Origin of the sequence: Clavibacter michiganensis (assembly GCF_021216655.1) — a bacterium.
In the GTDB taxonomy this organism is placed as follows: domain Bacteria; phylum Actinomycetota; class Actinomycetes; order Actinomycetales; family Microbacteriaceae; genus Clavibacter; species Clavibacter michiganensis.
This window is the reverse complement of the sequence record NZ_CP080437.1, coordinates 2,566,003-2,592,409: the sequence shown is the minus strand read 5'-3', so window position 1 is coordinate 2,592,409 and position 26,407 is coordinate 2,566,003. Positions and strand designations below refer to the sequence as shown.

Annotated in this window: 29 protein-coding genes; 20 read left to right on the top strand and 9 right to left on the bottom strand. The window is 73.5% G+C overall.

Going from position 1 to position 26,407, the window contains the following annotated elements:
- Positions 1–18: 18 nt before the first annotated feature.
- On the top strand, positions 19–291 hold the full coding sequence (locus K0V08_RS12240; protein ID WP_011931461.1) for a hypothetical protein: 273 nt from the start codon (positions 19–21) through the stop codon (positions 289–291).
- A gap of 37 nt (positions 292–328) precedes the next feature.
- Here K0V08_RS12240 and K0V08_RS12235 read toward each other — a convergent pair whose 3' ends face one another.
- Positions 329–1,159, bottom strand: a complete 831-nt coding sequence (locus tag K0V08_RS12235) for an oxidoreductase (protein ID WP_011931460.1) — start codon at positions 1,157–1,159, stop codon at positions 329–331.
- 182 nt (positions 1,160–1,341) lie between these two features.
- Complete coding sequence (locus tag K0V08_RS12230; protein WP_011931459.1) at positions 1,342–1,563, bottom strand: hypothetical protein; 222 nt, start codon at positions 1,561–1,563, stop codon at positions 1,342–1,344.
- A gap of 198 nt (positions 1,564–1,761) precedes the next feature.
- Between K0V08_RS12230 and K0V08_RS12225 the strand changes: the two genes are divergently transcribed.
- From K0V08_RS12225 to K0V08_RS12165, 13 genes are all read left to right on the top strand, one after another.
- Positions 1,762–2,985: a multidrug effflux MFS transporter gene (locus K0V08_RS12225; RefSeq protein ID WP_079531001.1), complete on the top strand. Its 1,224-nt coding sequence runs from the start codon at positions 1,762–1,764 to the stop codon at positions 2,983–2,985.
- Between the two features lie 49 nt (positions 2,986–3,034).
- Positions 3,035–3,436: a hypothetical protein gene (locus tag K0V08_RS12220; protein ID WP_079530998.1), complete on the top strand. Its 402-nt coding sequence runs from the start codon at positions 3,035–3,037 to the stop codon at positions 3,434–3,436.
- Positions 3,437–3,648: 212 nt separating this feature from the next.
- On the top strand, positions 3,649–5,637 hold the full coding sequence (locus tag K0V08_RS12215) for an APC family permease (protein WP_079530995.1): 1,989 nt from the start codon (positions 3,649–3,651) through the stop codon (positions 5,635–5,637).
- Between the two features lie 97 nt (positions 5,638–5,734).
- Positions 5,735–6,634, top strand: a complete 900-nt coding sequence (locus K0V08_RS12210) for a hypothetical protein (RefSeq protein ID WP_079530992.1) — start codon at positions 5,735–5,737, stop codon at positions 6,632–6,634.
- On the top strand, positions 6,631–7,230 hold the full coding sequence (locus tag K0V08_RS12205) for a hypothetical protein (RefSeq protein WP_228510795.1): 600 nt from the start codon (positions 6,631–6,633) through the stop codon (positions 7,228–7,230). The genes K0V08_RS12210 and K0V08_RS12205 overlap by 4 nt, the downstream gene beginning before the upstream one ends.
- A 100-nt stretch (positions 7,231–7,330) precedes the next feature.
- The gene (locus K0V08_RS12200) at positions 7,331–8,986 is read left to right on the top strand and encodes an ABC transporter substrate-binding protein (RefSeq protein WP_172405415.1); all 1,656 of its coding nucleotides are present in this window, start codon (positions 7,331–7,333) and stop codon (positions 8,984–8,986) included.
- Positions 8,983–10,002 carry an ABC transporter permease gene (locus K0V08_RS12195; protein ID WP_079530989.1) on the top strand — a complete coding sequence of 340 codons (1,020 nt, stop codon included), beginning with the start codon at positions 8,983–8,985 and terminating at the stop codon, positions 10,000–10,002. Before K0V08_RS12200 ends, K0V08_RS12195 begins: the two co-directional genes overlap by 4 nt.
- Positions 9,999–10,880, top strand: coding sequence for an ABC transporter permease (locus K0V08_RS12190; RefSeq protein WP_079530986.1), 882 nt, complete (start codon positions 9,999–10,001; stop codon positions 10,878–10,880). Before K0V08_RS12195 ends, K0V08_RS12190 begins: the two co-directional genes overlap by 4 nt.
- Complete coding sequence (locus K0V08_RS12185) at positions 10,877–12,616, top strand: dipeptide ABC transporter ATP-binding protein (RefSeq protein WP_079530983.1); 1,740 nt, start codon at positions 10,877–10,879, stop codon at positions 12,614–12,616. Before K0V08_RS12190 ends, K0V08_RS12185 begins: the two co-directional genes overlap by 4 nt.
- On the top strand, positions 12,613–14,667 hold the full coding sequence (locus K0V08_RS12180) for a CocE/NonD family hydrolase (protein ID WP_079530980.1): 2,055 nt from the start codon (positions 12,613–12,615) through the stop codon (positions 14,665–14,667). Before K0V08_RS12185 ends, K0V08_RS12180 begins: the two co-directional genes overlap by 4 nt.
- On the top strand, positions 14,664–15,350 hold the full coding sequence (locus tag K0V08_RS12175) for a TetR/AcrR family transcriptional regulator (RefSeq protein ID WP_231689079.1): 687 nt from the start codon (positions 14,664–14,666) through the stop codon (positions 15,348–15,350). Before K0V08_RS12180 ends, K0V08_RS12175 begins: the two co-directional genes overlap by 4 nt.
- An 80-nt stretch (positions 15,351–15,430) precedes the next feature.
- Entirely contained in the window at positions 15,431–16,390 is a 960-nt protein-coding gene (locus K0V08_RS12170) for an acetylxylan esterase (protein ID WP_079530977.1), read from the top strand.
- Between the two features lie 133 nt (positions 16,391–16,523).
- Positions 16,524–17,201 carry a hypothetical protein gene (locus K0V08_RS12165; RefSeq protein ID WP_011931446.1) on the top strand — a complete coding sequence of 226 codons (678 nt, stop codon included), beginning with the start codon at positions 16,524–16,526 and terminating at the stop codon, positions 17,199–17,201.
- Between the two features lie 30 nt (positions 17,202–17,231).
- Here the strand turns inward: K0V08_RS12165 and K0V08_RS12160 are convergent, their stop codons facing one another.
- The 3 genes from K0V08_RS12160 to K0V08_RS12150 all read right to left on the bottom strand — a co-directional run bounded on the left by K0V08_RS12160 (position 17,232) and on the right by K0V08_RS12150 (position 19,855).
- On the bottom strand, positions 17,232–18,392 hold the full coding sequence (locus tag K0V08_RS12160; protein WP_079530974.1) for an FAD-dependent oxidoreductase: 1,161 nt from the start codon (positions 18,390–18,392) through the stop codon (positions 17,232–17,234).
- Positions 18,393–18,483: 91 nt separating this feature from the next.
- Entirely contained in the window at positions 18,484–18,669 is a 186-nt protein-coding gene (locus K0V08_RS12155) for a hypothetical protein (RefSeq protein WP_079530972.1), read from the bottom strand.
- A 1-nt stretch (position 18,670) separates the two neighbouring features.
- Entirely contained in the window at positions 18,671–19,855 is a 1,185-nt protein-coding gene (locus K0V08_RS12150) for a glycosyltransferase (RefSeq protein ID WP_079530969.1), read from the bottom strand.
- Between the two features lie 85 nt (positions 19,856–19,940).
- Here K0V08_RS12150 and K0V08_RS12145 point away from each other — a divergent pair, with 85 nt between their 5' ends.
- The 3 genes from K0V08_RS12145 to K0V08_RS12135 all read left to right on the top strand — a co-directional run bounded on the left by K0V08_RS12145 (position 19,941) and on the right by K0V08_RS12135 (position 21,442).
- Complete coding sequence (locus K0V08_RS12145) at positions 19,941–20,600, top strand: HAD-IA family hydrolase (protein ID WP_079530967.1); 660 nt, start codon at positions 19,941–19,943, stop codon at positions 20,598–20,600.
- Positions 20,601–20,732: 132 nt separating this feature from the next.
- Positions 20,733–21,128 (top strand): DMT family transporter, encoded by a 396-nt coding sequence (locus K0V08_RS12140; RefSeq protein WP_011931442.1) that lies wholly within the window; start codon positions 20,733–20,735, stop codon positions 21,126–21,128.
- Positions 21,128–21,442 (top strand): DMT family transporter, encoded by a 315-nt coding sequence (locus K0V08_RS12135; RefSeq protein WP_079530964.1) that lies wholly within the window; start codon positions 21,128–21,130, stop codon positions 21,440–21,442. Before K0V08_RS12140 ends, K0V08_RS12135 begins: the two co-directional genes overlap by 1 nt.
- A 25-nt stretch (positions 21,443–21,467) precedes the next feature.
- Here K0V08_RS12135 and K0V08_RS12130 read toward each other — a convergent pair whose 3' ends face one another.
- Positions 21,468–22,052 (bottom strand): YdeI/OmpD-associated family protein, encoded by a 585-nt coding sequence (locus K0V08_RS12130; RefSeq protein WP_079530962.1) that lies wholly within the window; start codon positions 22,050–22,052, stop codon positions 21,468–21,470.
- A 41-nt stretch (positions 22,053–22,093) separates the two neighbouring features.
- Positions 22,094–22,393 (bottom strand): rhodanese-like domain-containing protein, encoded by a 300-nt coding sequence (locus K0V08_RS12125; protein ID WP_079530960.1) that lies wholly within the window; start codon positions 22,391–22,393, stop codon positions 22,094–22,096.
- A 147-nt stretch (positions 22,394–22,540) separates the two neighbouring features.
- On the opposite strand from K0V08_RS12125, the gene K0V08_RS12120 reads away from it, so the two are divergent.
- Complete coding sequence (locus K0V08_RS12120) at positions 22,541–23,194, top strand: hypothetical protein (RefSeq protein ID WP_011931438.1); 654 nt, start codon at positions 22,541–22,543, stop codon at positions 23,192–23,194.
- A gap of 797 nt (positions 23,195–23,991) precedes the next feature.
- Here K0V08_RS12120 and K0V08_RS12115 read toward each other — a convergent pair.
- Positions 23,992–25,113 carry a zinc-binding alcohol dehydrogenase family protein gene (locus tag K0V08_RS12115; RefSeq protein WP_079533584.1) on the bottom strand — a complete coding sequence of 374 codons (1,122 nt, stop codon included), beginning with the start codon at positions 25,111–25,113 and terminating at the stop codon, positions 23,992–23,994.
- A 95-nt stretch (positions 25,114–25,208) separates the two neighbouring features.
- Between K0V08_RS12115 and K0V08_RS12110 the strand changes: the two genes are divergently transcribed.
- On the top strand, positions 25,209–25,784 hold the full coding sequence (locus K0V08_RS12110) for a TetR family transcriptional regulator (protein ID WP_079530957.1): 576 nt from the start codon (positions 25,209–25,211) through the stop codon (positions 25,782–25,784).
- A complete protein-coding gene (locus K0V08_RS12105; RefSeq protein WP_079530954.1) occupies positions 25,784–26,011 on the top strand; it encodes a DUF2283 domain-containing protein in 228 nt (75 codons plus the stop codon). The genes K0V08_RS12110 and K0V08_RS12105 overlap by 1 nt, the downstream gene beginning before the upstream one ends.
- Here the strand turns inward: K0V08_RS12105 and K0V08_RS12100 are convergent.
- Positions 26,008–26,352 (bottom strand): DUF2200 domain-containing protein, encoded by a 345-nt coding sequence (locus K0V08_RS12100; RefSeq protein WP_011931433.1) that lies wholly within the window; start codon positions 26,350–26,352, stop codon positions 26,008–26,010. The genes K0V08_RS12105 and K0V08_RS12100 overlap by 4 nt on opposite strands.
- Between the last annotated feature and the right edge of the window lie 55 nt (positions 26,353–26,407).

Genomic DNA, 26,407 nt, shown 5'->3' with positions numbered 1-26,407 from the left:
GCTCCCTAGCGTGGACGCATGAGCGAACCGACGACACCCGCGGATCCCGCCGCCCCGCCCGCCGAGGAGGAGGACTCCTCGAGCACGAACGCCTCGCTGGGCATCACGTTCGCGATGCTCGGCCTCGTCCTCATGCTGACGCTCGACGACACCCGCGTTGCCGGGCTGCCGTTCATCATCCTCGGCATCACGTTCTTCGTGATGAGCGTGCGCCCGAAGAGGGCGAGGACGCGACCCGCTGCGACCGGCTCGGACGCCCCGTCGCAGCCCCCGGAGGCCGACGACCGCTAGAGCCGCACCGCGCCGTGCGGCTCGACCGTCGAGACGATCAGCTCGCGTCGTACGCCGTCGACCGGCTGCGCTCGGCCCACGCGTCGACGTCGGTGCGCAGGTCGTCGAGCGCGCCCGTGACGATCTCGACCGCATCGCCGCCGAGCAGCAGGTAGAAGGGAGCGCCCTGCTCGACCGCGTCCACGAGCACCTTCGCGCCGAGCGCGGGGTCGTTGGGCTGCGTGCCGTCGGTGGTGTCGTTCTCCTTGCGGCGCTTGCCGGCGGTCTCGGCGTAGTCGTCGATCACGGTGGACGACTGCGTGAGCGAGCGGCCCGAGAAGTCGGTGCGGAAGGATCCGGGCGCCACCACCGTCGCGACGATCCCGAGCGGCTCGAGCTCGGTGCGCAGCGCCATGGTCATCTGCTCGATCGCGGCCTTCACGGCGCCGTAGTAGCCGGATCCGGCGCCCGTGCGTGCGGCGCCGATGGACGAGAGGTTCACGATCGTGCCGCTGCGGCGCTCGCGCATGCCGGGCAGCACGGCCTTGATCATGCGGACGCTGCCGTGGAACTGGGTGTCGAACAGGCGCGCGACGTCCTCGTCGTCGCCCTCCTCGACCGCCGCGCGGTAGCCGTAGCCCGCGTTGTTGACGAGCACGTCGACGCCGCCGAAGCGGGCCGTCGCCTCGTCGACCGCGAGGGACACCTGCGCCGGGTCGGTCACGTCGAGGTCGAGCGCGAGGGCGTGCTCGGGGTAGGTGTCGGCGAGGTCCTGCGCGTTCGCGGCGTCGCGCGCCGTGACGACGACGTCGTGCCCGCGCTCCAGCGCCTCGACCGCGAAGGCGCGCCCGAGTCCGGTGGAGCATCCCGTGATCAGCCAGGTCGTCATGCGCGTTCCTCTTCCTCGTGGATGCGGTGGGGGCGGCCGGTGCGGCGTGCCCCCATCGAGGCTAGGCGCATCGCGCGGCGGCGGCATCGCGAGCTGCGGGCGGCCGTCGCCGGGCACGGTACCCGGGACCGGGATGCCGCCCGTGCCCACCTCAGGGGCGCGCAGGCGGCAGCCCTGACCGATCAGTGGTGGATGTCGTGGCAGAAGAAGTACTTGCTCAGGTCGTTCTTGGGCACGCAGACGTCCGCGCCCTTGGGGTGGAAGACGTACGCAGCCGCGCCCTGCACGACGGGTGCTGCCTGCACAGCGGTCGCGGCCAGCGGGGTGAGCGCGAGCGCACCGGCGAGGGCGCCGACTGCCAGCGCGGAGCGCGCAGTGATGGAGCGGGTACGGCGGATGGGCATGGTGATCCTGCTTTCTCGAGGAGGTGGTCGTCCGGGTCACGCGGGTACCCGAGGACGGATCCGCCACCGAGTCGCGGACGCGGAAGGATGTCCGTGGAATCTAGGGCCCGCCTCGGCCCGCCATGCTCCCGCTGCACAGCACGACAGGGACGCCCGTGGAGGAGCCGCTCGGCGGCGACCGGTCTACTGTCGGGACGGATGAGCGACGACGCCCGGCACCCCGAACCCGACCCGCGCACGTCGTGGACCGCGCGCCGCGGCCCTCTCCTCACCGTCGCCCTCATCGTCGGCATCTCGCCCTTCGCGACCGACCTCTACATCCCCGGCCTGCCGGCCATCGCCGCCGACCTCGACGCCTCGACCGCATCCGTGCAGCTGACGTTGACCGCCTTCCTCGTCGCGTTCGCCGTCGGGCAGCTGGTCATCGGGCCGATCAGCGACGGTGCGGGCCGCCGCCGCATCCTCCTCGCCGGGACCGCCCTCTTCACCCTCGCCAGCATCGTCTGCGCGATCTCGCCCGACGCGACGACGCTGATCCTCGCCCGCGTCGTGCAGGGCCTGGGCGGTGCTGCCGCCGCGGTCTCGGCCCGCGCCATGGTCGGCGACGCCTCCACCGGCGCGCTCCGCAGCCGCCTCTTCGCGACGCTCGCCGTCGTCAACTCGGTCGGCCCGGTCGTCGCGCCGCTCGTCGGCGGCGTCGTGCTGACGGTCTGGTCGTGGCGCGCCGCCTTCGTCGTGCTGGCCGCGCTCGGCCTGGCCCTCACGATCGCCGCGGCGCGCCTGCTCCCCGAGACCCTCGTGCGCACCGGCGCGGGCGGCACCTCTCCACGCGCTGTCCTCGGCCGCATGGCCGAGCTGCTGCGGATCCCCCGCTTCCGCTGGTACCTGATCACCGGATGTGCCGCGACCATCGGCTTCTTCTCCTACATCGCCACCTCGTCCTTCGTGTTCCAGGAGCAGTACGGCTTCGGCGAGGGCCTCTACACGCTGGTGTTCGCCTCCAACGCGTCCTGCATGATCGCGTCGACCCTCGTCTTCCGCCGCCTCATCGGGCGCTTCGACGAGGACCGCCTCTTCACGATCGGCCTGCTCACCTGCGCGGTCGGCTCGGCCCTCGTGCTCGTCGGGGCCGTCGGGGGGATCGGCCCGGCGCTGGTCTGGCCGGCCCTCGCCCTCGTCACGGCCGGCTGGGGGTGGGTGATCCCGGGCTCGATCACCCTCACGCAGGCGCTCGGCCATCGCCACCCGGGTACTGCCTCAGCCCTCGTCGGCGGCCTGCAGTTCGGCCTCGGTGGGCTCGCGACGCCGCTCGCGGGCGCCCTCGGCGGCACCGCGACCGCCATGGGCGCGCTGATGTCCGGCTTCATCGCGGTCGGGCTCGCCGCGCAGCTGTGGGCGTCCCAGGCTCGCAGCGGCGGGTGACGACCGCGACGGGCGGATCCCCGGTCGAGCGCGCGGGCGCCTCACGCTGATGCGGCGGGCGCGTACCCGCGAGGATCGACCCCTGGACACCGACGACGACCGCCGCCTGTTCCTCGAGCACCTGCGGCAGGAGGACCTGCCGTTCGCCGATGCCCGCTTCACCATCTCCTCGGTCGTCCTGGAGGGCCGCGCCGACGGCCGGCCCGCCGTGCGCTGGGACCTCCCGCGCGGATCCGTCACCCGCGCCATCGCGGTCCTCGGCCGCGACGGCCGCGGCATCTGGCGGCACGCCAGCCCGCGGACCACCGCCTTCCGCCTGCTCTCCATCCACATGGAGGAGTGGATCAGCGTGCCCGACACGGATCCGGACTCCGACGAGGAGCGCCGGTACGTGCTCGTCGACGGCCGGTTCGATCGGGTGCCGCCGCGCTCCGCTCCCGCGAGCCCCTGACCATCCGCGAACCGTCCCCCCGCATGACCGCACCCTGCACGCCCACCCGCCTCCCGCCCGGAAGTGGCACCATGGGCCGACGATGATGCCGGGCCCGACCGTCGCATCCGCGAGACGGGGTCCCGGCGCCGCCTCAGGAGGATCTCCGTGCACTGCCCGGATCACGGTCAGATGACGTCCCCGCCCCGCTCCGCCACCCCGGCGGCCCGGTCGTGAGCGCGCCGAAGCTGCTGCGCGCGCCCGAGCAGCGGCGCGCCCGCGACGGGATCACCGCGTGGCTCCTCGACGGCCTGCCCGGCGCATCCGGCGCGCACCCCGGCCCGCACGCCGAGACAGTCGAGAAGACGCACTCGTGGTGGCGCGTCATGTGCCTCACGGGCGTCGACTACTTCTCCACGCTCGGCTACCAGCCCGCCATCGCGGCGGTCGCGGCCGGGCTGCTGTCGCCGCTCGCGACGCTCGTCCTCATCCTCCTGACGCTGCTCGGCGCCCTGCCCGTCTACCGGCGCGTGGCGCGCGAGAGCCCGCGCGGCGAGGGATCCATCGCGATGCTCGAGCGCCTCCTCCCGTGGTGGGGCGGCAAGCTCTTCGTGCTCGTGCTGCTCGGGTTCGCAGCGACCGACTTCCTCATCACCATCACGCTGTCGGCGGCGGACGCGACCGCGCACGCCGTCGAGAACCCGTTCGCCCCCGCGTGGTTCGAGGGCAACGAGGTGCTGCTGACCCTCGTGCTGCTGGCCGCGCTCGCGTTCGTGTTCCTGCGCGGGTTCAAGGAAGCCATCTCCATCGCGGTCGTGCTCGTGGGCGCGTTCCTGCTGCTCAACGCGATCGTGATCGTCGTCTCCCTCTTCCACGTCGCCGGGCACCTGCAGGTCATCGACGACTGGTGGCTCGCCCTCACGGCTCAGCACGGCAACCCGCTCGTGATGGTGGGCATCGCGCTCATCGTCTTCCCGAAGCTCGCGCTCGGCCTCTCCGGCTTCGAGACGGGCGTCGCGGTGATGCCGCAGGTGCGCGGCGAGGACGACGCCGACGGGGTGCCGCGCGCCCGGATCCACGGCACGAAGCGCCTGCTCACGGTGGCGGCGCTCATCATGAGCGCGTTCCTCATCACGTCGAGCTTCGTGACGACCCTGCTGATCCCCCAGGCCGAGTTCCAGGACGGCGGCAAGGCCAGCGGCCGCGCGCTCGCCTACCTCGCGCACCAGTTCCTCGGCGACGGCTTCGGCACGCTCTACGACATCAGCACGATCTGCATCCTCTGGTTCGCGGGCGCCTCCGCGATGGCCGGGCTCCTCAACATCGTGCCGCGCTACCTGCCGCGCTACGGCATGGCGCCGCACTGGGCCGCGGCCGTCCGCCCACTCGTGCTGGTCTTCACGGCCATCGCCGTGATCGTGACCCTCGTCTTCCAGGCCGACGTGGACGCGCAGGCCGGCGCCTACGCGACCGGCGTGCTCATGCTCATCACCTCGGCTTCGGTCGCGGTGACGCTGTCGGCGAGGAAGGCGGGACAGCGGAAGCGCACCGTCGGCTTCGCGGTCATCGCGGCGGTGTTCGCGTACACGACCGTCGTCAACGTGATCGAGCGGCCGGACGGCGTGCGCATCGCGGCGCTGTTCATCCTCGGGATCCTCGCGGTGTCGATCGTCAGCCGGATCCAGCGCTCGTTCCAGCTGCGCGCGACCTCGCTCACGATGGACGAGCGGGCGCGTGCCTTCGTCATCGAGGACGCGGAGGACTACGGCGCGGTGAGCATCATCGCCCACGAGCCGGACGAGCCCGACGAGGCGCTGACGGAGGAGGAGCGCATCGCCGAGTACCGCCGCAAGGCGAGCGACGAGCGACGCGACAGCGGGATCCCGGCGCGCGCGCCCGTGATCTTCCTCGAGGTGACCCCGGGCGACTCGTCGGAGTTCGAGGAGGACCTCGTGGTGCGCGGCATCGTGCGCTGCGGCTTCCGCGTGCTCCAGGTCACGAGCGGCAACGTCCCCAACACCATCGCCGCGGTGCTCCTCGCCGTGCGCGACCTCACGGGCGTGAAGCCCGGCGTCTACTTCGAGTGGACGGAGGGATCCCCCGTCGGCAACCTCCTCCGCTTCCTCGTGACGGGCACGGGCGAGGTCGCCCCGGTCACGCGCGAGGTGCTGCGGCGGGCGGAGCCTGTTCGGGCCCGACGGCCGGATGTGCACGTGAGCTGAGGCACGCGCTCCCTGTGGAGCGATCCTCCGTGACCCGATCTTCCGTGTCCTAGCATGCGGGCGATGCCGATCTGCATCCCCGACGAACGGACACCTCATGCCCATCCGCCCGCGGAGCGCCATCGCGCTCCTCGCCCTCACGATCGCGGTCGCCGCGAACGGCCTCACCGCGGAGGCCGCCTCGGCGGCGGACACCGCAGGGGACACCTCGACCCAGGCGCTCGTCGCCCGCGCGCTCGACGCCGTCGGCCAGGGCGCGGAATCGACCGCCGACTGGACGGCACCCGACGCGGTGGATCCATCCGCGCTCCCGCACACGGCCGGCGGCGACGTCGGCGTGACACCCTCGGACACCGACGACTCCCTCGTCCGGGTCGCACCGGGAGAGACGCAGGCGGTCACCGTCCTCCGGGACGGAGCCGACGTCACGTCGTTCGCCCTCGACCTCCCGGATGGCTTCCGGGCCGTGCCCCGCGGGGCGGGCTACGACATCGTCGCCGCGCTCGGATCCGGCTCGGGCAGCATCAGCGCGGGGCACATCGCGGACCCGTGGGCGGTGGACGCGGCGGGGCGCTCGATCCCGACGCGCTTCGCCCTCGAAGGCGACACCCTGGTCCAGACCATCGACGCGGAAGGCGCCGCATACCCTGTCGTCGTGGATCCGCTCGTCACCTTCGGCCTGGCCAACGCACCCCAGGGAGTCGGGTTCTACGTGAACCTGCTCGGCTCCCAGATGCGGGAGGTCACCGCCGTGGCGGCCCTCCTCCTGAGCGCGGGATACTTCGGCATCTGCAAGGCCGCCGGTCGTCTCGCAGCTCCCGCGGCGAAGCTCATCGGGTGGCTCTGCGCGGCCATCGGATCTCCCAACGTGTTCTCGATCGTCGACCTCGTCCACCGCATCTACCAGTCGAACAGGTTCGGCTTCTACGCCTGCTACCAGACGCGGATCGGCAGCGGTCGCGCGTTCGTGTGGACGGAGCACGCGAATTGCGCATGAGGGCGAAGCCATCCCGGATCCTCTACCACCTGACGCTCGCGACGACGGCGACGCTGGGCCTCGTCATGTCCGAGAGGGTGTCCCGGGTCATGGCGCTCGGTGCGTGCTGGGCTCTCGCGTCCTTCCTCCTCGACGCGCGAGAACGCCGACGAGGGCAGGGCGCCACGACGTCAGGGTCGGGAAGGTCCACCGTCTACCTCGAGCTGCACCCGCTGATGCTCGCCGCCGCGGGTGTGATCGCCTTCGTGCGACGCGACGACGTGGCAGTGGTGCTGATCACCACGGGGATCGCAGCGGGCCTGTCGACCGTCCTCGACATGCTCGAAGGACGCGCGTCGGCGGGAGCGCGATGTCATGGACGAGAGCGGCACCTCGACGGCTTCCGCCATGCCCGGCGATCCCCCCTCGTCCTCGCGGCCGTATTCCTCATGGCGATGGGAGGTCTCTGCGTCAGCATCCCCGACGACCCCGGTGCGGTCACGGCGGCGGCCAGCGGAGGGTTCGCTGCGCTGCTCCTCCTGACAGCGCTCGTGATCCGTGATCGACGGCACCGCCTCGCGACGACGGGCACGGGCGCGGGCGTCGGCGAGGGCTGACAGGAGCGGAGCGCGGGGCTCACGCCGCGCCCCCGCATTCGCCACGGGCCCGCATCTCGCCTATCGTTCACCTGAACGATAACGAGGAGGGCCCGTCCCGATGCCATCGATCGTCACCACCCGCACCGCATTCGCGGACGCGAGCTCGCGCACCATCCGCATCGCCGACCGTGCAGCGCGACCCGACCGGCCGGGCACGCCGAGCCGTCGCGCCATCCTCGCGGGCACCGCCGGGATCGCCGGCCTCGGCCTGCTCGCCCTCACCGGGTGCGCCACCGGCGCGAGCAGCACGACCATCCCCGAGGCCGCCGCGACCGGCACGCCCGTGCAGGGCGGCCGCCTCCGCGTCGCGCGCCCGGCCGCATCCGCCGCCGAGACCCTCGACTCCGCCAGCTCGCTCTCCGCGTACGAGTACCTCGGTGCCCTCTACAACCGGCTCGTCAAGCTCGACGAGCAGGGCGAGACGATCCCGGACCTCGCCGAGGAGTGGTCCGCATCCGCTGACGGCATCACCTGGACCTTCCGCCTGCGCCGCGACGTGCGCTTCCACGACGGCACGCGCTTCACGGCCGCCGACGCGATCGCCTCCATCCAGCACGTCATCGATCCCGCGACGGCCTCCCCGCAGGGCGGCGTGCTCGGCGACATGCTCGATCCGGGCAGCATGTCGGCGCCGGATGCGCACACCCTCGTCTTCCAGCTGAAGACCCCCAACGCGGAGTTCCCGTCGCTGCTCACGGCCTACCAGTGCTACATCGTGCCGGCCGACGCGATCGCGACCATCGGCAGCACGGGCATCGGCACGGGGCCGTTCCGCCTCTCGTCCTTCCACCCCGCGGGATCCGGCAGCGTCGAGGCCTTCGACGACCACTTCGCCGGCCGGCCGGTGCTCGACGGCATCGACTTCTCCTCCATCCAGGACACTACGGCCCGCGTGAACGCGCTGCTCGCCGGGCAGATCGACCTCATCTCGCAGACCAACCTCGACTTCGCGACCGCGCGCGTCGTCTCCGCGTCGAGCCGCGCCACGGTCGCGCGCGTCGAGAACGCGCAGTGGTACACGATCCCGATGCTCGCCACGAGCGCCGAGTTCCAGGATCCGCTCGTGCGCCAGGCCATGAAGCTCGCGTACGACCCCGAGCAGATCCTCGCGACCGCGCTGCAGGGCACGGGCACGGCCGGCTGGGACAACCCGGTGCCGCCGTCGCTCGCCGCGTTCGTCGACGTCGACCGCGCCTACGACCCCGACCAGGCCAAGGCGCTCCTCGCGAAGGCGGGCGTGCCGGGGCTCAAGACGACGATCCACACCTCCAGCTACGAGTCGGTGTTCACGCCCATGGCGGTCGCCTACCGCGACCAGGTGAAGGCCGCGGGCATCGACCTCACGGTCACGAACGCGTCCTCCGACTCCTATTACACGGAGATCTGGATGCAGAAGCCGCTCATGGTGAGCTACTGGTTCACCGGCCGGCCCATCGACCAGCTGCTCAACCAGATCTTCCGCACCGGCTCCTCCTACAACGAGAGCGCGTGGTCGAACCCGACCTTCGACGCGCTCCTCGACGACGCCCGCGCCACGATGGACGACGCGAAGCGGCTGACGCTCTACCAGGACGCCCAGCGGATCGTCGTGGAGGACAGCGCGGACATGACGCCCATGTTCGGCGACCGGCTCGTGGGCATCTCCCGCGACGTCGTGAACTACCGCGAGTTCGGCTTCGAGTTCGACCACCTCACGATCGGATTCCGTCGATGAACGCCTCCGCGCAGGTCGCCCGCCGCCTCGGCACCGCGATCCTCACGATCGTGCTCGCGTCGCTGTTCGTGTTCCTCGCGATCCAGCTGCTGCCCGGCGACGTGGCCCAGCAGCTCCTCGGCCAGGACGCGACGCCCGAGGCCGTCGCGACCCTTCGCGAGTCGCTCGGCCTCGACCGCAACGTGTGGCTGCGGTACGGCGACTGGCTGCTCGGCGCCGCGCGCGGCGACTTCGGCACCTCGCTCGTGAGCGGGGATCCGGTCGCGCCGGCCCTCGTCGTCGCCTTCCGCAACAGCATGCTCATCGCGGTGCCGGCGATGCTCGTCGGCGTGACGCTGTCGCTCGTGCTCGGCGTCGTCGCTGGAGTGCGCCGGGGCCGTGCGAGCGACTCGGTCATCAGCATCGTGAGCCTCGTCGTGATGAGCGTGCCCGAGTTCATGGTCGCCACCGTGCTCGTGCTGCTGTTCGCCATCACGATCCCCGTGTTCCCCGCCGTGGTGCTCCGTGGGAGCGACGCGACGGTCGCCGAGCTGCTGCCCTCGGTGGCGCTGCCGGTGATCGTGCTGACGCTCGCCATGGCCGCCTACATCGTGCGCACCATGCGCTCCTCGACCATCGACGTGATGGCCTCGGAGTTCGTCACCACGGCCGAGCTCAAGGGCCTCACGACCCGGCAGGTGGTGTGGCGGCACGCGGTGCCGAGCGCGCTGCTGCCGACGCTCAACGTCGTCGCGCTCAACGTCGCCTGGCTGCTCGGCGGCGTGGTCGTGGTCGAGAACGTCTTCAACTACCCGGGCATGGGCAAGCTCATGCTCGAGTCGGTCTTCACGCGCGACCTGCCGACGATCCAGGCCATCGCGCTGCTGAGCGCCGCCGTCTACGTGGTCTGCAACCTGGCGGCCGACCTCATCGCCCTCGCGCTGGATCCGCGGCTCCGCACGAGGCAGAGCGCGCGCCGCACCCGGCCCGCCCGCTCCGCCGCCCGACCCAGCCCTCGACGGAAGGCCCGCGCATGACCGCGACGCCCCTGCCCACCCGCCGAGGCGGCCGCCTGCGCGGCTGGACGACACCGCTCCGGGCGTCGACGGCGCTCTCCGTCGGGCTCGCGATCATCTCGATCCACGTCGTGCTCGCGGTGCTCGCGCCGTGGATCGCCGGGCACGACCCCGTCGCGACCGACTCGACCGACGTGCTCTCCGGCACGACGTGGGCGCACTGGCTCGGCACCGACCAGTACGGGCGCGACGTGCTCTCCCGCGTCCTCAACGGCGGCCGGTACGCGCTCGTCGTCACCTTCCTCGCGACCACCATCGCGGTCGCGGTCGGCACGGTCGTCGGCTGCGTCACCGCATACGCGGAGGGCTGGCTCGACGAGGTCGTGATGCGGATCGTGGACGCGCTGCTGAGCGTGCCGTCGATCCTGGCGCTCCTCGTGGTGGTGACGGTCTTCGGATCCGGCCTCTGGGTGATCGTGCTCGCGGTGACCGTCGTCTACGCGCCCGCCGTCACGCGGGTGGTGCGCGGCGCCGCGCGGACCGTGATCACGCAGGACTACGTCACGGCCGCGCGCGCCCGCGGCGAGCGCCCGCTGAGCATCGTGTTCCGCGAGATCCTCCCGAACGTGCTCGACGTCGTGCTCGTGGAGTACGCGATGCGCGCCTCGTGGATCGTGCTGCTGATCTCCTCGCTCTCCTTCCTCGGCTTCGGCGCGAACCCGCCGACGCCCGACTGGGGGCTCATGGTGCAGGAGAACCGCACCGCCCTCACGGTCGTGCCGCTCGGCACGCTCGCCCCGATCGTGGCGCTCGCGACCCTCGTGGTCGGCCTCAACCTCAGCGCCGACGGGCTCAGCAAGTCGCTCGGCGTCGACCGCGCGCAGAGGGGGATCGCATGATGCCCGGCAACGTCGAGGACACCCTCACCGGCCAGGTGCGGCTCGGCACCGTCGTCCGCGTCGCCGACCTCGCCATCTCGTACGCGGCCGGTCGCACCGACGTGCCCGTCGTCCGCGGCGTGAGCTTCGAGATCCGCGCCGGGCGCGCGCTCGGGCTCGTCGGGGAGTCGGGCAGCGGCAAGTCCACGGTCGCGCGGACGCTGCTCGCGCACCTGCGCCGGGGATCCCGCATCGTGGGCGGAGCCGTCGAGGTCGCCGGCGACGACGTGTTCGCCCTCTCGCCCGCCGCGACGCGCGAGCTGCGCGGCGGCACCGCGGCGGTCGTCGCGCAGAACGCCGGCCAGGCGCTCACGCCGTCGATGCGCGTGGGCCGCCAGCTCCGCGAGGCGCTCGAGAGCCACGGGCTGCCGAGCGAGGACGAGCGGGTCGAGGAGCTGATCCGGCTCGTGCGCCTGCCCGACCCCGCGACCATCGTGCGGCGCTACCCGCACCAGCTGTCCGGCGGGCAGCAGCAGCGCATCGCGATCGCGATGGCCGTCGCCGCGCGCCCCCGCGTGCTCGTGCTCGACGAGCCGACGACCGCGCTCGACGTGGTGACGCAGGCGGCGGTGCTGACCCTGATCCGCGACCTCGCCCGCGAGCTCGGCATGGCGGTGCTGCTCGTCAGCCACGACCTCGGCGTCGTCTCGACGATGGTGGACGAGATCGCCGTGATGCGCGACGGCGTCATCGTGGAGCACCGGCCGACCGCCGAGCTGTTCGCGTCGCCCGAGCACCCGTACACGCGGGAGCTGCTGGCCGCGATCCCGGGCGGCCCCGGCGCCGCGGGCCCGGCCCCGGCCTCGGCTGACGACCAGGTGACCCCGATGGTCGTCGCCGACGGCCTCGTCGTCCGGTACGCGCGCGGTCTGCCGCCCGCGGTGTCCGACGTGTCGTTCACCATCGCGCCGCGCGAGACCCTCGCGGTGGTCGGCGAGTCCGGCAGCGGCAAGACCACGCTCGCGACCGCCCTCGCGGGGCTGGTGCCCACCGAGTCGGGCACGTTCCGCTTCCAGGGCGACGGGGTCGAGGGCGACCTGACCTCCGCGGTCGCGGGCCGGTCGCCCGCGCTCCGGCGCGCGGTGCAGCTCGTGTTCCAGAACGCGGACACCTCGCTCAACCCGCGGCGGACCGTCGGCGCGGCGATCGCGCGGCCGCTCAAGCTCTTCACGGGCCGGGCATCGGCCGAGCGCGTGGGCGAGATCCTCACCGAGGTGGGGCTGTCGCCGGACTTCGCTGCACGGCTCCCGAACCAGCTCTCGGGCGGGCAGCGCCAGCGCGTGGGGATCGCCCGGGCGCTGGCCGCGGGTCCGCAGCTCGTGATCGCGGACGAGATCACGACCGCGCTCGACGTGCGCGTGCAGGCCGAGATCCTGGATCTCCTCGCCCGCCTGCAGCGCGACAAGGGCCTCAGCTGCCTCTTCATCAGCCACGACCTCGCGGTCGTCCGCGGCGTCGCGGACCGCGTGGCCGTGATGACCGGCGGGCGGATCGTGGAGATCGGCCCGACCGAGCGCGTGTTCCAGGGGCCGAACCACCCGTACACGCGGCAGCTGCTCGCCGCGACGCTCGAGCCGGGCGCCACCGAGCTGCCGCGGGTGGAGGACGTGACGGCCACCTGGCGCGACGCCGCCGGTGGCGGGTGGAGGGAGCTCGGCGACGGGCACCGGATCCGGGACTGGGAGGACGCACGATGACCGACGCCGCGCACGAGACGACCGCGAACGCGACCGAGACCGGCGACGCCGTGACGCATCGCGACGTCTGGATCCCGATGCCCGACGGCACCCCCCTCCACGCCCGCGTCTGGGCTCCCGCGACCGACGAGCCCGTCCCCGCGCTCCTCGAGTACCTGCCCTACCGGCTCGACGACTGGACGGCCCCGCGCGACAGCGAGCGGCACCCCTGGTACGCGGCGCACGGCTACGCGTCCATCCGCGTCGACATCCGCGGCACCGGATCCTCCGACGGCCTGTTCGTCGACGAGTACTCCGCGCAGGAGCTCGACGACGGCGTCGCGGTGATCGAGTGGATCGCCGCGCAGGACTGGTGCACGGGCGCCGTCGGCGTCTTCGGGATCTCGTGGGGCGGCTTCAACGGCCTGCAGCTCGCGGCCCGCGCGCCGGAGGCCCTGAAGGCGGTCGTCACGGTGTGCTCCACCGACGACCGGTTCGACAACGACGTGCACTACATGGGCGGCGCGGTGCTCGGCATCGACATGGCCGCATGGGGCGCGACGATGTTCGCGTTCAACTCGCGGCCCCCGCGGCCCGAGGTCGTGGGCGACTGCTGGGTGGGGCGCTGGCGCGAGCGGCTCGAGTCCAACCGGCCGATGACGCCCACCTGGCTCGCGCACCAGGAACGCGACGACTACTGGCGGCATGGCAGCGTGTGCGAGGACTACTCGTCGATCGACGCGGCGGTGCTCGCGGTCGGCGGCTGGGCGGATCCGTACCGCGACGCCGTGCTGCGCCTCGTGGAGAACCTGCCCGGGCCCGCGAAGGGCATCGTCGGCCCCTGGTCGCACCAGTACCCGGACCGCGGTCTCGCGCCCGGCCCGTCGATCGGCTTCCTGCAGGAGACGCTGCGCTGGTGGGACCGCTGGCTGAAGGGCGTCGACACCGGCGTGGAGTCGGATCCCGCGCTCCGCGCCTTCCTCAGCGACTCCGAGCCGCCCGCCACGAGCTACCCCGAGCGCACCGGGCGCTGGGTCGCCGCGGAGTCGTGGCCGCCGCCCGAGTCCGTCGCCGCGCAGCCCGTGCTGCCGCTCGCCGCGTTCCACGGGCCGGCCGCCGCGGGCGACGCCGTCGTGGTCCGCTCGCCCCAGCGCACCGGGCTCGACGCGGGCCGCTTCTTCCCGTTCGGCAACCCGACCGACCTGCCACCGGACCAGCGCGCGGAGGACGGCCTCTCCGTCTGCTTCGACCTACTGCTCGACGAGCCGCTCGACGTGCTCGGCAACGTGCTCGTCGACCTCGCGGTCACGAGCGACCTGCCGGACGCGAACCTCGTGGTGCGGCTCTGCGACGTCGCGCCCGACGGGTCGTCCACCCTCGTGACGCGCGGCGCGCTCAACCTGAACACGCGGATCGACCGCGCCCGGATCGACCCGATGGTGCCGGGCGAGGAGGAGACCGTGCGCGTGCCGCTCGTCTCCACGGGCCACGCGTTCCCGGCCGGGCACCGGCTGCGCCTCGCGGTGTCGTCGGCGTACTGGCCGTGGATCTGGCCGCACGCCCGCGAGGCGACGCTCGTCGTCGCGCCCTCCCGTAGCGCCGTGACCCTGCCCGTCTGGACGCGCACCGAGGACGACGGCGTGCGCTTCGAGGAGCCCGAGCGGTCGACGCCCATCGCGATCCAGCGGATCCCCGACGACTCCGGCCTGCCCGAGCGCAGCGTCACCCACGACGTCGCGACCGGCGAGTGGACCCTCGACGTCGACCCCGGCTACGGCGGATCCCGGATCTACCCCGACGGCCTGGTCTTCACCGAGTCGAGCCGCGAGACGTACCGGATCACCGACGGCGACCCGACGTCGGCCGTCGCCGAGTCGCGCTGGGCGATCGGCCTCGAGCAGCCGACCTGGCGCGCGCGCCTCGAGACCACCTCGCGCGTGACCGCCGACGCCGACGCCTTCCGCGTCGTCAACACGCTCCGGGCGTGGGCGCGCGACGGCGGCCCTGGCGCGCCCGAGGTGCTCGTCGCCGATCGCGTGTTCGACGACCTCGTGCCGCGGACCTCCGCGTGAGCGCGGGGACGGGCACGACCGCGACCGCGGGCACGACGGCGACCGCGACCGCCGCCCGCCGCGGCGGCAAGCGCGAGAAGCCCGAGGTGCGGCGCGCGATGATCGTCGAGGCGGCGCGCGCGGTGATCCTCCGCCAGGGCCTCACCGCCACCGGCCTCCGCGACATCGCGGCCGAGGGCGGCGTCTCCGTCGGCACCGTGACGTACCACTTCGCGAGCGTGGCGGAGATCCTCGACGAGGTCGTCGTGCTCGAGACCGACCGGTTCTACGCGTCGATCGTCGAGGAGGTGGACGCGGATCCGGATCCCGTCCACGGCATCCGCCTGCTGGTCGAGCCGCTCTTCACAGGCGCCGAGGAGGCCGAGGCGCACTGGCGCCTCTGGTCGGACTACTGGACCGCCGTCGCCCGCCAGCCCGGGCTGTCCGCCGACCGCCTGGAGCGCATCCGCGTGTGGGAGGCATGCCTCGTCCGCACCATCCGCCGCGGCGTCGAGGGCGGCGCGTTCCGGACGGTGGACGCGCCCGAGGTCGCGCTCAAGCTCGCGGCCTACAGCGACGGGATCGCGACGCAGCTGTCCCAGAAGGCGCCGGGCCTCGACCACGCACGGGCGCTCGAGTGGATCTGGACCTTCCTCGACGCCGAGCTCGCCGATCCCGCCGAGGGGACGCCGCTCTTCCGCTGACCGGGGCATGATGAGCGAGGCGACGCGGCCCGACGGCACGCGGACGCCGACCCGCCCACCGCCGAACGCCCGGAGGACCCATGCTCATCGAACCCGTCGACGCCGCCCGCGCGCACGTCAGCAGCCACGTCGACCCGGACGACTTCGACGCGTTCTGGGCCGACACCCTCGCCGAGGCCGCGCGCCACGACCTCGACGTGCGGCTCGCGCCGGTGGAGACCGACCTCGCGCTCGTCGACGTGCAGGACGTGACCTTCGCAGGATCCGGCGGCACCGACGTGCGCGCCTGGCTCCGTACCCCCGCGGGCGCGACCGGCCCGCTGCCCACCGTCGTCTCCTACGTCGGCTACGGCGGCGGTCGTGGACGCGCCGAGGAGACGCTGATCTACGCGGCCGCCGGCTTCGCGCACCTCCAGATGGACACGCGCGGCCAGGGCTCGTACTGGAGCGCCGGCGACACCGCCGACCACGGCGAGGCCGGACCCGCGATCCCCGGCTTCATGACCCGCGGCATCGCGTCCCCTGAGACCTACTACTACCGCCGCCTCTTCACCGACGCCGTGCGCGCGGTCGACGTCGCCCGGTCGCTCGACGTCGTGGATCCCGCGCGCATCGCCGTGCAGGGCGGCAGCCAGGGCGGCGGCATGGCCCTCGCCGTCGCCGGCCTCCGCGACGACGTCGCCGCGGTCTCCGCGTACGTGCCGTTCCTCTGCGACATCGAGCGGGCCACCCACATCACCGACGCGTACCCGTACCACGAGGTCGTCGACTACCTGAAGACGCACCGGGGTCGCGGCGAGGACGTGCACGCGGTGCTGCGGTACTTCGACGGCGTCGCCTTCTCTCGCCGCGCGACCGCGCCCGCACGCTTCTCGGTCGGTCTCATGGACGCGACCTGCCCGCCCTCCACCGTCTACGGCGCCTTCAACTCCTACGCGGGCGAGAAGGAGATCGTCGAGTGGGAGTACAACGGCCACGACGGCGGCGGCATCGACGACGAGCTCGGCACGCTCGCGTTCCTGCGGCGGCGGATGGGCTGACGCGGCCGGGCGACGACCACCGGTGACGCCCGCGGATCGGCACCGGGATGGGGGCACGGCCCGCCCCGACGTCGGCCGTTGCGCGTAATCTGGGAGCACCTCGCCGGTGGAGCGAGCGGACCGGGAGGACGTCATGCCCCGGCCCCGCATCCGCCCCGCGAAGCCCTCCAAGCCCGGCGCCCCGCCGCCGTCCGTGGCCGCCCGCGTCGCCGCGGATCCGGCGCAGAAGGAGGTGCTCGTCGAGGAGGCGCTGCTCCTCGTGGGCGTCGCGCTCCGGATCCAGATGGTCAACCTGATCATCCTGCGCACGCTCCGGGAGCGCCGCCCCTACGACGAGGAATCGCTCATCGAGGCGCTCCGCGGCGAGCTGGCCGAGCTCATCGGCGAGAAGCGCGGCGAGGCCGAGCGGCTGCGCATGGCCCGCGACCGCGCGGCGCTGCGCGACGGCAAGGGACGCCGGCCCGACGACTACCGCGAGGGCGACGTGCCCGGGCTCCGGCTGCGGGCCGAGATCGCGGAGGAGATCGTCGAGCGGTTGGGCGCCCTCTCGCGCGACCCGGAGGCGCTCCGCGAGGTGCTGGTCATCGCGCGCGACTCGGCGCTGGAGCAGATCGTGCGCGCGCGGCTCAGCCCGCAGCTGCTGCCGGGCGCGTTCCCCGCGGAGGGGCGCGACGACCGCGTCGACGAGCTGCGCGCCGAGCTGGCGCGGCTGGCGGCGGATCGGGAGCGGGCGGCCGAGCGCGCCGAGGAGAGGGCTCCCGGCCGGACCCGCGTGCGCACCGGCGGCCGCGGGCGGCCGCAGAAGGTCTGACGCTCACCGCGCGAGCGGCGACCCGGCCGCTCAGGGCGCGAGCGCGAACCGGGGCCCGACGCGCTCGCCGGTCGCCGCATCCGCCGCGAGGCTGCCGATGAGCGGCGCGAACTTGGCGCCGTGGCCGGAGCAGGGCGAGACGATCGTGATCCCCTCGACCCGGTCGATCACGAAGTCCTCCGTGGGCGTGCTCGTGAAGAGGCACGTCGCCTCCGCGTACGGCACGGGCTCGACGCCCGGCAGGTTGCGGCGCACCCAGTCGACGACGCGGGCGCGGTTGACCGGATCCACGACGCCGTCCTGGTGCGCGGCCGACGGGATCACGCGCCCGCCGTCGAACTCCGCGACCTTGTGGCCGCGGTGGTCGGCGTCGCGGCCGCCGGGCAGCGCGTAGACCTGCATGCGCTCGTCCATGTGGATGGAGGTCGGCACGGACCGGGCGGGCGGGCCGTCCATGTACGCACCCTGCCGGTACGGGAAGTGGAACACCTGCTCCTGCCGCACGCGCAGCGGTGGGATGCGGTCGAGCGCGGCGCGCGGCAGAGGCAGCGCGCCGCCGAGCAGCTCGGGCAGCCACGCCCCGGCGCCCACGATCACGCTGTCGCCCTCGACCCGGCGGCCGTCGACGGATCTCACGGCGAAGCCCGCGCCGACCCGCTCGACGGACACGGCCTCCCACCCCTCGTGCACGACGGCGCCGTGCACGACGGCGAGGTCGAGCATCGTGCGCACCGCGGTCTCGGCGTCGACGACGCCCGCGGCCGGGTGGAACAGCACGTCGGAGTCGAAGGACATCTCGGGCCAGCGCCCCTCGGCCTCGCGCGCGGTCATCAGCTCGTGCTCGATGCCGACGCGCTCGAGCACCCGCGCGAGCTCGGCGGGGCGGCGCACGAGGCCGGAGTCGACGGATCCGGTCGGGGTCACGAGCCGCGAGCCCGTGGTGCGCTCGAGCCGGTCCCAGAGCACGCGGGCGTCGCGCATCAGGCGCACGTAGAAGGGGTCGTCGTAGGCGTAGCGGAGGATGCGCGCGGATCCGTGAGAGCTGCCGAGCATGCTCGCCGGCCGGTCGCGCTCCAGCACCGTGACCTCGTGCCCGCGGCTCGCGAGCTGCCAGGCGGTGGCCGCCCCCGCGAGCCCCGCGCCGATGACGACATGGTGCGATGCGCGCCCGCGCCCGGTGGATCCCGCCATGCCCCCAGGCTACGGGCGGCCCGCAGCGGCCGGCCGGGCCCGGCGGGAGCCGTAACCGGTGCGGGCGGGGAGGGGACAGCGGCAGGCGGCCTCAGAAGAGGAAGAGGCGGATGAGCATCGAGCCCCAGCCCGCGAGGGCGCACGCGAAGCCCGTCACGAGCATGGGCCGCGTCGGCCGACGGTCGTCGACCATCCCGCGTGCCGTCATCCAGACGAAGCAGGCCATCAGGCCGACGAGTCCCACGACCGACAGCACGAGGAGCGCCCTCTCGACCACGTCAGCGGCGCGCGAGGGCCTCGAAGGCCGGGAGCGCGTCGGCCGCCGGGGGCAGGGCCGCGATCTGGTCGCGGATCCGACCGGCCGCATCCGCGAAGGACGGCACGCCCCGGATCTCGCGGACCGCCTCGGCGATCTCCTCGGGCGTCGCGGTGGCCGCGTCCAGCATGCGGCCGACCCCGAGCTGCGCGATCCGCTCGCCGTTGAGCCGCTGGTCGGCGCCCATGGGCAGCACGAGGAGCGGGACGCCGGCCGCGAGCGCGCCGGCGACCGTCCCGGATCCGCCGTGCGTGATCACGACGTCGACGCGCTCCAGCACCGCGCCCTGCGGCACGTACCCCTCGAGGCGGCGGCGCGGCGTCGCGCCCGGGAAGGCAGCGGGATCCACGCACGGCCCGATCGTCGCCAGCACCCGCGCGTCCGTGGTCGCGAGGCCGTCGAGGATGCGGTGCAGCAGATCCCCTGAGCGCGTGTTGAACTGCGTGCCGAGGGTCGCGTAGACGCGCCAGGGCTCGTCGCCGGCGGCGAGCCACCGCACGGCCGGGTGGTCGTCTGCCGTCTCGGGCGCCTCAGGTCGCACCCGCAGCACGGACCGCGGCGCCGGCTCCGCGCCGGAGGCCGCGCCCGGCCCGGCACCGGCCACGGACTCCGGGAACGGCACGACGAGGAGGTCGCCCGCGAGCATGGCGAGCCCGGGATCCGGCGCGAGCCCCGCCTCGGTCCGCAGCGCGTCCAGCGCGTGCGCCACCGACGGCCGCCAGCCCGAATACGCCGAGGCGGTCACCTCGACCACGACGACCGGCACCCCCGCGCGCTCCGCGGCCACCATCGCGCCGAAGTCGAACTCGTCGCAGACGACGAGGGACGGGGTCCAGCCGGCGATGGCCTCATCCACGCTCCGAGCGGCCGTCCGCGCCGCCTCGCCCAGGAACACCTCCTCCACCTGCGCGTACGGCCGCCGGGGATCCGCGACGACGAGGCGGCCGGTGCCGCCTTCGGTGCGCGCCGCCCCGGTGTCGCTCGGGAACAGGGGCGCGAAGTCCGCCCGACCCGCCACGAGCTCGCGCGGTCCGGCGAGGGCCGTCTCGTGGCCCCGCGCGCGTGCGGCGCGGGCGAACGGCAGCAGGGGGTTCAGGTGGCCCTGACCGCGCGCGAAGGAGAACAGGATCCGGAGCGGAAGGGGCATGGGACCACGATCGCCGGTCCCCGCAGGCACGAGGAGGCCCTTTCCACACCCGCTCGCCACCCGCGCCGTCCGGGAGACTGGACGCATGTCCTCCCCCGTCACGCTCACCGCCCGCGCGCTCCTCCTCGACATGGACGGGACGCTCGTCGACTCGACCGCGCTCGTGGAGGAGATCTGGACGATGCTCGCCGTGCGCTTCGGCCACGACCCGGCCGACCTCCTGCGGCGGATCCATGGCGTGCGCGCCGCCGACAGCGTCGCCCGGTTCGCCCCCGCCGACAGCGACGTGCCCGCCCTCCTCGCCGAGCTCGACCGGCTCGAGCTCGACGGCAGCCCCGCGACGGTGGAGATCCCCGGCGCCCGCGACCTCGTGGCCGCGCTGCCCGCCGGATCCCACGCCCTCGTCACGAGCGCCGGCCGCGAGCTCGCGCGCGCCCGCCTCACCGGCGCCGGCGTCCGCGTGCCCGACCTGCTCGTCACCGCCGAGGACGTGGCGAACGGCAAGCCGCACCCGGACGGCTACCTGCTCGCGGCCTCGCGCCTGGGCGTCGACCCCGCGGACGCGATCGTCTACGAGGACGCCGAGGCGGGGATCCAGGCGGGCCTCGCCGCGGGCATGCGCGTCGTCGTCGTGGGCGACCACGCGAGCGACGCGACCGTCGGCCTCCCCCGCGTGCGCGACCACCGGGGCACGACGGTCGAGGTGCGCGATGGGATCATCACGCTCACGCTGCCCGGCGTCTGACGCCGACCGCGCCCCTGCGCATCGGCTCGGAGCGACCTGCGCGGCACCCGTGATTGGGCCACCTGGCCTAATCCAGCGATACGGTCTTCCCATGACCTCCCGCTCCCGCTTCCCCTGCCGCAGGGCCGCATCGTGAGGTGGCTCCTCCTCGGCGCCGCCATCGTCTCCGAGGTGGCCGCCGCGCTCGCCCTGCAGGCCGCCGTCGACGTGCCCGGCTGGTACGCGCTCGTCGTCGCCGGATACCTCACCGCGTTCTGGTTCCTCACCCGCGTGCTGAAGGCGGGCATGGCCGTCGGCGTCGCCTACGGGATCTGGGGCGCGTCCGGCGTCGCGCTCACCGCGGTCGGCGCGACGGTGCTGTTCGGGCAGCCGCTGACGGGCCTCATGATCCTCGGCCTCGTGCTCATCGTCGCGGGCGTCCTGCTCGTCGAGCTCGGCTCGCAGCGCGCGCACGCCGCCCGCGCGGCCGCCGCATCCGCCGCGACCGCCGCGCCCATCCGCGCCACCCCGACCGGCGAGGCCCGCTGATGGCCTGGCTGCTGCTCGCGATCGCCATCGTCACCGAGGTCGCCGCGACCATCTCCTTGAAGCTCGCGACCGACGGCCGGAAGCGCTGGTACGCGGTGGTCGCGGTCGGCTACGTGACCGCCTTCTCGATGCTCGCGGGCGCTCTCTCGCTCGGCCTCCCCATCGGCGTCGCGTACGGCATCTGGGCGGCGACGGGCGTGGCCCTCACCGCGATACTCGGCCGCGTCCTCTTCCGGGACCCGCTGACGCGCACGATGCTGGCCGGCATCGCCCTCATCATCGGCGGCGTGCTGCTCATCGAGCTCGGGCACTGACGTCCGCTCCTGATCCGCCGCCACGTCACTGCGGATGCGGCGTCTCCCCGCGCTCGAGCATCGCGACGAGCTTCGCGAGCCGGTTCGCGCGGACGGTCGCGTTCGGCGCGGTCGTCACCCGGTGGATCACGGCATATCGATTGACCTTGGTGAGGGCGGCGAACGTCGCGGCGACAGCGGGCGACGCGGCGAGCGCGGCCGTCAGATCCTCGGGCTCCGCCGCCGACGCCTGGCCCGCGTAGGCACGATCCCAGCGGCCGTCGGCCTGCGCGCGCTCGACCTCGCGGATCCCGGCCGGCCGCATCCGGCCCTCCGCGGTGAGCGTCGCGACCAGGCCGATGTTGCGCTCCGACCACAGCGACGCCTTCCGCCTGGGGGTGAAGCGGCGGCGGAAGATCCGCTCGTCGATGCTCGCGGTCTGCCCGTCGATCCATCCGCTGCACAGCGCCTCGTCGAGGGCCTCGGCGTAGGTGAGCGAGGTCGGATCCGTGGTGCCCTTCTTCGCGAGCACCAGCCACACGCCGTCGGACGACTCCTCGTGCGCGTCGAGCCAGGCGCGCCACGCGGCGCGGTCGGGGACGGTCAGGAGCTCGTGCGCGGCGGCGGGCATGGATCCGATGCTACGGAGCGCCGCCGACGACGCGGCCCCGGTCAGGCGCGGTCGACGGAGAGGCCGGCCGAGATCCACGCGCTCGTGCCGCCCTCGACGTCGACCGCGTCGACGCCACGGGCCGCGAGGGCCTCGGTCGCCCGCGCGCTGCGGCCGCCGGACTGGCAGATCACGTGCACGGGGGCGTCGGTCGGCACCTCGTCGACGCGCGCGTCGAGCTGCGACATGGGCAGGTTCACGGCGCCCGGCGCGTGGCCCGCGGCGTACTCGTCGGGCTCGCGGACGTCGATGAGGACGGGCGAATCCAGGGCGGCGAGCTGGTCGACGGTGATGCGGCTCATGCGGATGCTCCTCGGGTGTCGGTGCTCCCCACGCTAGCCGCGGAGGTCACGCTGGGTCGCCCAGCGCGACCACGAGCTTCTCCGAACCCGATGCCTACCAGATTCATTCGCGCTACCGTATGATTCTGGTCACACAGAGGAGGCGACATGGCGGAGATCAGCGCGGCCGAATACGCGAAGGGGCAGAGCATCTCCGCTCGCAGGGTCCAGGCGGCGGCCGCGGCCGGCGTGCTACCTGCCCGCAAGATCGCGGGCAGGTGGGTCATCGACGCCGCCGAGGCTCGGCACGATCAAGTCGGGCGGCCGCTGTCGTCGCGCTCGGTGCGCGCGCTGCTCGCGCGCCTCTCCGGGGACGACGCATGGCGCGCCGGATTGTCCGCGAGCGAAGCGAGTCGCGTGATCGGGCGTCTCACGAAGCTCCGAGACGCCCCGAACGCAGCGGAGGTGCTGGCAGCCTGGATGCGCAGCGCTCGGCCCGCGGCCCGGTCCTTCCTCGTGGCGGACGAGGACTTGGAGGACCTGCGTGCGGATCCTCGACTCGTGGCCGGGGGGATCAGCGACCTCCGATCGGGCCTGTCGGACGCGCGGGAGCTCGAGGCGCACGTGCACGTCGACGATCTCGACCCGATCATCCACGAGTACCTGCTCGTCTCGGGCGATCGTCCGAACGTCCTCCTGCACGTGCAGGAGCGTCCCGTCCAGCGGCCCCTGCCGCTCGGGGAGCTGATCGCCGACCTGTCCCAGCACCGGGGGCCGCGCGAACGCGCGGCGGCCGCGCATCTCCTCGGGGAGGTCGCATGATCGTCGAGGCACCCCCTCTCCGGCGCGCCCAGGCAGAGGCATGGCATGCGCTCTTCGAGGTCCATGAGCGGATCCCGACCGGGTGGGCGCTCGTCGGTGGCCAGATGATCCAGGCACTGTGCTGGGAACGCGGCGCCCACGCCAATCGCCCGACGGTGGATGCGGACACCGCCCTCGACGTCCGCGCTCATCCGCGGATGCTCATGACGTTCACGACGGCGCTGCGCGACATCGGCTTCGAGCCGGACGGCACGAGCTTCGAAGGACATCAGCATCGATGGGTCCGCGGGGAGGCACTCATCGACGTGCTGATCCCGAGGTTCCTCGGCGAACGGGCCGACGGCCGCCGCGGCGCCGGTGGTGGGACCACGGTCTCCGCTCCCGGGGCGCAGGGCGCACTCGACCGATCGGCCGATGTCCTCTTCCGCGTCGAAGGCCAGGTCGGGACCATCCGCCGCCCGACGCTGCAGGGCGCGATCCTCTCGAAAGCCGCAGCTCTCGAGATCACGGGAGACGACACCACGCGGCACCTCGTCGACATCGCCACCCTCGGAGCGCTCGTGACGCGACGAGACGATGCGGGCGCGAACATCACCGCGACCGAACGCCGTCGTGCGCTGACTGCGGCGGCCCTGATCCGGCGCGACGCCACGTATGCGCGCCTGGCGGGCGTGGACCCTTCGGTCTCCGAGCGGCTGCGCCTGGCCTTCACCGAGCCTCCGCTCGCTGCACCCCGCACCTCGGACAGGCGGGCGCATCCGGCGCGCAGATCCCGGTCATCCGGCAGATCGCGGTCGCTAGAGCGCGACCACCAGCTTTCGCGCCGAGACGCCCGCGCGCAGGCGGTCCATCGCCGGCTGGATCGCCTCGAGCCCGGTGCCGACCACCTCGGCCGCCGGCGCCGCGACGTAGCGGCCCTCCGCGAGCGCGGCCGGCAGGAAGCGCTCCCAGAGCATCGGGCCGACCTCGTCGTGCATGAGGGCGCTGCCCCATATGAAGGTCGCGCGGATGCCCCTGGCGCGCGCGCGGATCATCAGGGCCGGGGTCGCGGTGCCCATGCGGATGCCGAGGCGCACGAGCGGAAGCCCGACGCGGCCACCGCGCGGGAGGGTCTCGAACGACACGGGCGGGCTCGCCATGCTGACCCGCGTCGCGCCCGTCGCGATGGCGATGTCGACGGCCGGGCCGCCGGATCCTGTGCCGATGGCGAGCACGCCCGCCACCTTCCGGTCGCTCGCCGCGAGGTGCGCCGTGATGTGGCGGACGACCGTCGGGCTCCGGTAGTCGAACGCACCGGTCGCGCCGAGACCCGTCACGAGCTCATGGTTGCGCGGGGACGCGGTGGTCACGACGTCGTACCCGGCGGCGACCGCGAGCTGGATCGCGTTCATGCCGACGCTCGTGGATCCGCCCCACACCACGACGGTCTCGCCCGTCGACGGGGTGGTCGCGTCGGGCATGCGGAGGCCGAGCTGGCCGGCGCCGAAGAGGCCGGACGCGGCAGTGGAGATCCCGAGCGGGAGGACGGCGGCGTCCTCGAAGCGCATCGCATCCGGGATCGGCGACGCGAGATCGGTGCGCACGACGACGCGCGACTGGAACCCGCCCTCCGGCGCGTGTCGCCGCCCCTTCTCCATGCCGACCGCGTACGCGACGACCCGGTCGCCGACGGCGAAGCGCGTGACCCCGGGGCCGACCTCCTCGACCTCGCCCGCGACGTCCTCGCCGAGCACCGCGGGGTGCGGGAGCCAGCGGTACATGAGGTCGCCCATGTGCTGCTTCATCGTGTCGAGCGGGTTGATCGCGACGGCGCGCACGCGGATCGCGACCTCGCCCTCCCGGGGAGCGGTCCGCGGCGCGGGTCCGACGGTGAGGTCGGCGGCGGACGAGGCGAGCCAGGCGGCGGTCTCGGTGGGCATGCGGTTCTCCGATCTGCGGATCGCGCTGCCCGATGACATCGCGTGTCATCACCATACACACCCATGACACGGAATGTCATCACTAGGATCGACGCATGAGCAGATGGCAGCCGGACACGCGTGAGCGCCTGGCCGCCGCCGCCCTCGAGCTGTTCCGCGAGCGGGGCTTCGCGGAGACGACCGTGCCCGAGATCACCGCCCGGGCCGGGCTCACCACCCGCACCTTCTTCCGCCACTTCGCGGACAAGCGCGAGGTGCTCTTCGCGGAGGAGGACGAGCTACCCGCGCTCGTCACGCGCATCATCCGCGAGGCGTCGCCCGACCGATCCCCGCTCCAGGTCGTCGAGGACGGCTTCCCGGAGGTCGTCGCGTCGCAGTTCGCGGAGGGGCGCGACACCCTGCTCGCCCGCAAGCGGATCATCGGCGCCGATCCGGGGCTGCAGGAGCGGGAGATGCGCAAGGTCGAGGCGATGCAGGAGGCCGTGCGCGCGGGCTTCGTCGAGCGCGGGTCGGATCCGCTCACCGCCGTGCTCGTCGCCCACGCCACCGCGACCGTGTTCGGCGTCTCCATCGGCCGCTGGCTCTCCGACGGCGGCGGCACGACCGACCTCGCCGAGGTGCTGCGCGAGACGCTCGCCGCGTTCCGGGCGCTGATGGGGGCGGGCGCGTGATGCGGGTCACGTACGACGCGGTCGCCGATGCCGCGTACGTCGAGCTCGCAGGTCCGCTCGGCGAGTCTGAGGCGGCCACGACGATCCACTCGATCGCGACGCCCGGCGACCGCGGCGAGGTCGCGCTCGACTTCGACGCCGACGGGCGCCTCCTCGGGATCGAGGTGCTTCGCGCGAGCGCAGTGCTGCGGGCGTCGGTGCTGGCGGATGCGGTGCGGGTCGGCTAGCTGCCGCGCAGCACCTTGGTCATGGCGCGACCGCGGGCGACCTCGTCGACGAGCTTGTCGAGGATCCGGATCTCCTTCATCAGCGGGTCGTCGAGCTCCTCGATGCGGACGCCGCAGATCACGCCGCGCACCGCATCGGCGAGCGGGTTGAGGCGGGCGGCGGCGAAGAAGTCCTCGAAGGTGGTCTCGGCGTCGAGGTGGTGCTGGAGCTCCGCGGCATCGAAGCCGGTGAGCCAGGTGATCACCTGGTCGACCTCCGCCTGCGTGTGCCCCTTGCGCTCGACCTTCTTCACGTAGAGCGGGTAGACCGCGGCGAACGGCGTCGTGAAGATGCGGTGCATGGTCGGAGCGTAGGCCCGTGCGGTCGGGGGTGCCAGGTACCGTCGCGTCGCTCCC